Here is a 5,541-nt window from a genome sequence, read left to right on the forward strand (position 1 = left end):
GGTCGCGCTGTCGGCGGCGTCGCACGGCCGGGAGGCGCTGGCGACGGTCGTCGCATGCAACGACGTCCTCGACGCAGGCACGGGGGAGACGGAGCGGATGCGGGTGGAGCGCACCGTCCATCTCGCCGCCTTCGGCGAGTACCGTCGCCGCTACGCCGACCAGGCGATGCTCTACTTCGCCTACGTCTCGGAGGGGCGCGTGGAGCGCGGCATCGTCGTGGACGGCAGTATCCTGCGCGGCGCGGGCGGGATCGCGGGGCTGATCGACGCAGGCGGGCCGGCGGTCGCGGGCGGGGGCGGCGACGCGGCGTCGCGCCACCTGCTGTCCGAACGACTCGGCGAGACGATCGGGCAGGACCTCCGGCTGCTGAACCCCTCGGCGGTGGTGCTGTCGTCCCTCGACGGGGACCCGAACGGCGACGTGCTCGCGCGCGTGCGGCACGCGATCTACTCCTCGGTGAGTCCGTCGCTGACCGGTTCGCTGACGATCGCCTGGAGCGCCCTCGGCCGGGACGCACCCGCGCTCGGGGCCAAGGAGCTCGCCCTCGACCTGGCGACGTCTCCGGCATCCCTCGCTGCGCTGCTCGCCGACGCGGATGCCGCGCAGCATCCGGAGTCGGCCTGAGCCTCGCACCCGCATCGCCTCGGGCGATGGGTCCCATCGCCGTCCTGCGGTGTTCCGCGCCGGATGCCCGCTGATAGACATCTCCTGACTCCGGCCGCCCGACGACCGGGACGACGGCAAGGACGCCTCATGAACCCATCCCGCACCTCGACGACCGACGACGTCGACCTCCCGATCCAGGACTGGCCGAACCCGCGCCGCGGACTGCTGTTCTTCCTCGGATTCGCCGCGATCGGCGCCGGCATGGCACAGCTGGTCCCTGCGGTGCTCACGCTGTCCCTCAAGGCGGAAGCGCTCGACCACCGCACCGCGACGACGATCCTTTCGGTCGTGGTCGCGGTCGGGGCGGTCGTCGCGCTCGTCTCGGCCCCCGTTCTCGGCCGGCTCAGCGACCGGATCACGTGGCGCACCGGCCGGCGGCGCCCGCTGCTGGTGCTGGGGGCGGTGCTGTTCGCGATCGGCGCGCCGGTCAGCTACGCCGCACCCGGCACAGGACTGCTGATCCTCGGAAACGCGTTCACGTGGCTCGGCACCGCCGCGGTGACGGTCGCCTGCACCGCGACCCTCGCCGACCAGTACGCGCCGAATCGCCGCGGCCCGGCATCCGCCCTCGTCGGGCTCAGCCTGCCGGTCGGCGCCGTCGTCGGCCTGTTCCTCGCCCAGCTCGTGTCCGGTTCACTGCTCGCGCAGTTCCTCATCCCCGCTGCCGTCGGCGTGCTCTCCGCACTGCTGCTCGCCGTGCGCCTGCCCGAACGCGCCATCGCGAAGGCCGACGTGCCGCCGTTCCGCCCGCGCGAGTTCTTCGGCACGTTCTGGGTCGACCCCGTCGCGCACCCCTCGTTCGGGTGGGCGTGGTGGAGCCGCCTGCTCATCTTCTTCGGCATCGCCGCAGTGCAGGCCTACCAGGCGTTCTACCTGATCCTGGCCCTGCACTTCACGCTGCAGAGCGTCGCGAACGCGGTGTTCCTCTCGACGCTGGTGCTCACGGTCATGGCGCTCGTGTTCGCTCCGATCGCCGGGAAGCTGTCCGACCGGATCGGCCGGCGCAAGCCCTTCGTGGTGGTCGCGGCGGTCGTGTTCGCGGTCGGACTGGTGGTCGTGACGTTCGCGACCACGTACCCCGCATTCCTCGTCGCGATGGCGATCATCGGCCTCGGGCAGGGCGTATACATGGCAGTCGACCTGGCGCTCGTCAGCGAGATCCTGCCGGATCGGCACAACATCGCGAAGGACATGGGCATCATGGGGCTCGCCAGCTCCCTCCCGGCGTCGATCGTGCCGGCCGTGGCGCCCGTGCTGCTCGCGATCGGGGCCTCAGCGGCGCATCCGCAGAACTTCCCGGCGCTGTTCTTCACCGGTGCGGTGGCGGGCCTGCTCGGCGCGGCCCTCATCCTGCCGATCCGGGGCGTCGACTGAGAGAGGATGCCGGCGGGCTGTCTCGCCGTGCACGGATGCCTCCCATCCGCGCACGGCGGCCCCGAGGCGTCCGGGACGGTCCTAGGCTCGATCCACAGCCCGATCCGATCAGGAGCTTCGCCATGCCCATCGCCACCCTGAATCCCTTCACCGGCCAGGTGGAGCGCACCTTCGACCCGCACACGGACGCCGAGGTCGACGAGCGCATCGCGCGCGCCGACGCCGCATTCGGTGAACTGCGCGACACCACGTTCGCCCAGCGCGGCGAGTGGATGCGCCGTGCCGCCGATCTGCTCGAGGCCGACGTCGACGAGTGCGCCCGCCTCATCACGATCGAGATGGGCCGGCCGATCGCCGCCGCCCGCGCCGAGGTGCTCAAATGCGCCAAGGGCATGCGGTTCTACGCCGAGCACGCCGAAGGGTTCCTCGCCCCGGAGACCCTCGCCGACCCGGCGGCGGTGAATGCGTCGCGTGCCGGCACCCGGTACGCGCCCATCGGCATCGTGCTCGCGGTCATGCCGTGGAACTACCCGCTCTGGCAGGTGCTGCGCTTCGCCGCCCCCGCACTGATGGCCGGCAACGTCGGCCTGCTCAAGCACGCATCGAACGTGCCGCAGTCCGCCCTCTACCTCGACACGCTGTTCGCCCGTGCCGGCTTCCCGGTGGGGGCGTTCCAGACGCTGCTGATCCCGGCTTCCGGCGTGGAGCGCGTGCTGCGCGATCCGCGGGTCAAAGCGGCGACCCTCACCGGATCCGAGCCGGCGGGACGCTCGCTCGCGTCGATCGCCGGGTCCGAGGTGAAGCACGTGGTGCTGGAGCTCGGCGGTTCCGACCCGTTCGTCGTGATGCCCAGCGCCGACGTCGAGCGGGCCGTCGGGATCGCGGTCACGGCGCGCAACCAGAACAACGGGCAGTCCTGCATCGCGGGGAAGCGCTTCATCGTGCACGCCGACGTCTACGACGAGTTCACCCGGCTCTTCGCCGAGCGCGTCGCCGCGCTGAAGGTCGGCGATCCGCTCGACGAGTCCACCGAGGTCGGACCGCTCGCGACCGAGTCCGGCCGCGACGAGCTGGAGCAGCAGGTGGCGGATGCCGTCGCGAAGGGCGCCACGGTGCTGGCGGGAGGCACGGTGCCCGATCGGGACGGCTGGTTCTACGAGCCGACCGTGCTGACCGGGATGACCCCCGAGATGCGCCTGCACACCGAGGAGGCGTTCGGCCCCGTCGCGACGGTGTACCGGGTCGCGGACCGGGAGGAGGCCCTCGCGATCGCGAACGGCACCACCTTCGGGCTCAGCTCCGCGGTCTGGACGACGGACCCCGACGAGGAGGAGTGGTTCGCGGACAACCTCGACGCCGGCGCCGTGTTCGTCAACGGCATGACCGTGTCGTTCCCCGAACTGCCGTTCGGCGGGGTGAAGAACTCCGGCGTGGGCCGCGAACTCGCCGCCGCCGGCATCCGCGAGTTCTGCAACCTCAAGACGGTCTGGAAGGCCTGACCGGCCACCCGGCGCAGCGGCCCGGGCTGTGCCGGGGTCGGCGGGTCAGCGGCCTCCGGCATCCTCGTCGGCGAACTCGACCTTCTCGGCGACGCGGATGAGCGTCGCGATCAGCCACCGCAGGGCCGGGTCGTCGTTGCGTGAGGGATGCCAGTACGCGGACTCCACGAGCACCGGCAGGGGCACCGGGATGCGCGCGATCGCGAGGTCCAGCCGGTCGGCGTAGAGCTCCGCGATCCGGGCGGGCGCGAAGCCGAACATGTCGGTGCCCGAGACCGTGAACGGCACGGGGAGGAAGCCTGGCACGGTGCGGCGCACGCGCGGGCTGATGCCGGAGGCCGCGAGCACGTCGTCCGCGTAGAGGGACACGCCGTTCGCGAGCGACACCCGCACGTACGGGAGGGTGGCGAGGTCCTCCATCGACAGGCGTCCGTCGACGAGTCGCGGGTGATCGCGCCGCACCACGCACACCATCGAGTCCGAGAACAGCGCTTGGTGCTTGCCGGGCACGCCGGACGTCGTGCCCACCACGACGACGTCGTCGCGCAGCAGGTCGATCGGCCCGACCTCGTAGAGCGGGCTGAACTCGATCGACGTGTGCGGCGCCTCCTGCTCGAGCACGTCGAGCAGCGGCGCGGTCATGACCGACAGGGCGTAATCGGATGCCGAGAGCCGGAAGCGCCGGTCGCTCGTGGCGGGGTCGAACTGCGGACGCAGGTTGAGGGTCCGGTCGATCTGGGCCATCGCCGCAGCGACGACCGGCTGCAGCGCGAGCGCCTTCGGTGTCAGCTCGGACACGCGGCCGGTGCGCACCAGCAGCGGGTCGTCGAGAAGCGTCCGCAGCTTCGCGACCGCGCCGCTGACGGTCGGCTGCGTGGTGCCGAGCAGCTCCGCCGCCCGGGTGAGGTTGCGCTCGCTGAGCACGGCGTCCAGTACCAGCAGCAGGTTGATGTCGACGTCCCGCAGATCGTTCACCCGAGGCCCCTTCGCTGTCCCCGTCAGCATACGGGGCCGCTCACGCGCGGGCGCCGGCGTCACAGGCGGTCGGCACCGTAGGTGCGCCGGGCGCGGGGCGCCCGATGACCCGGGCTCACGGTCTCGACGATCCGGTTCTCGATCGTGCCGAGACCTTGCACGGTCATCGTCACGACGTCGCCCACCTGCAGCGGCGGGACGACGAGCTCGCCCCCTGCGCGCGCCCAGCGCTCGGACAGGGCACCCTGGGAGGCGGTGCCGGTGGCGAGCACGTCGCCTGCACCCACCCAGGCATCCCGCGATGCGTGCACGAGCATCTCCTCGAACGACCACGACATGCGGCGCAGGTTGTCAGTGCCGACGACCTCGCCGTTCACCGCGACCGACATGTCGAGTGCATAGCGATCGCCCTCGCGGTACTGCTCCAGCTCATCCGGGGTGGTGATCCAGGGGCCGAGCGTGGTCGCGAAGTCCTTGCCCTTGGACGGGCCGAGTCCGATCCGCATCTCGCCCGCCTGGATGTCGCGGGCGCTCCAGTCGTTGAGGATCGCGAACCCGGCGATGTGCTCGTGCGCTTCCTCGAGCGGCACGTCGCGCACGGTGCGCTTGACGACCATCGCCACCTCGAGCTCGAAGTCGAGCCTCTGCGTGCCCGGCGGCATCGGGACGTCCGCGCCGGTGGGCAGCACCGACCACGGGTTCATGAAGAGGAACGCGGGGGCCTCGTACCACTGCGGAGGCACGGTGCCGTCGCCCGGCTCGTTCTTCTTCATCCCGGCGATGTGCGCCTCGAACACGAGGAAGTCGCGCATGGCGCGCGGCTGCACCGGCACCGCGAACGTCGCCTGTCCGATCGGCAGCCGCTGCTGCCTGCCCGCGCGCACTAGCAGGTCGCGGCGCCGGTCTTCCGGCCCGGTCAGCAGGTCGAGGATCTCCGGGTCGCCGGGGAGATCCTGGATCGCGCCGTGCTGGATGCGTCCGGTGTGCACGATCCCGTTCGGGCCGACGTGGCGCGCGAGCTGCGCC

General features: G+C 71.7%; 4 protein-coding genes and 1 pseudogene. 3 read left to right on the forward strand and 2 right to left on the reverse strand.

The window, feature by feature from the left end; translation table 11 throughout:
* From VJR25_RS02440 to VJR25_RS02450, 3 genes and pseudogenes are all read left to right on the forward strand, one after another.
* Positions 1-625, forward strand: a pseudogene (locus VJR25_RS02440) (hypothetical protein); the annotation flags it as partial.
* A 129-nt stretch (positions 626-754) separates the two neighbouring features.
* Positions 755-2,041 (forward strand): MFS transporter, encoded by a 1,287-nt coding sequence (locus tag VJR25_RS02445; RefSeq protein WP_324112160.1) that lies wholly within the window; start codon positions 755-757, stop codon positions 2,039-2,041.
* A gap of 122 nt (positions 2,042-2,163) precedes the next feature.
* A complete protein-coding gene (locus tag VJR25_RS02450; RefSeq protein WP_324112162.1) occupies positions 2,164-3,540 on the forward strand; it encodes an NADP-dependent succinic semialdehyde dehydrogenase in 1,377 nt (458 codons plus the stop codon).
* Between the two features lie 45 nt (positions 3,541-3,585).
* On the opposite strand, the gene VJR25_RS02455 is transcribed toward VJR25_RS02450, so the two are convergent.
* Complete coding sequence (locus tag VJR25_RS02455) at positions 3,586-4,515, reverse strand: LysR family transcriptional regulator (protein WP_324112164.1); 930 nt, start codon at positions 4,513-4,515, stop codon at positions 3,586-3,588.
* A gap of 59 nt (positions 4,516-4,574) precedes the next feature.
* A partial coding sequence (locus VJR25_RS02460) for a fumarylacetoacetate hydrolase family protein (protein WP_324112166.1) occupies positions 4,575-5,541 on the reverse strand: 967 nt, incomplete at its 5' end.

The organism is Microbacterium sp. (assembly GCF_035277845.1).
Classification (GTDB): Bacteria; Actinomycetota; Actinomycetes; order Actinomycetales; family Microbacteriaceae; genus Microbacterium.

Bases quoted from the DNA above. Each gene is read 5' to 3' on its own strand.
- VJR25_RS02450 (WP_324112162.1), top strand. From the start codon at position 2,164: ATGCCCATCGCCACCCTGAATCCCTTCACCGGCCAGGTGGAGCGCACC.
- VJR25_RS02445 (WP_324112160.1), top strand. From the start codon at position 755: ATGAACCCATCCCGCACCTCGACGACCGACGACGTCGACCTCCCGATC.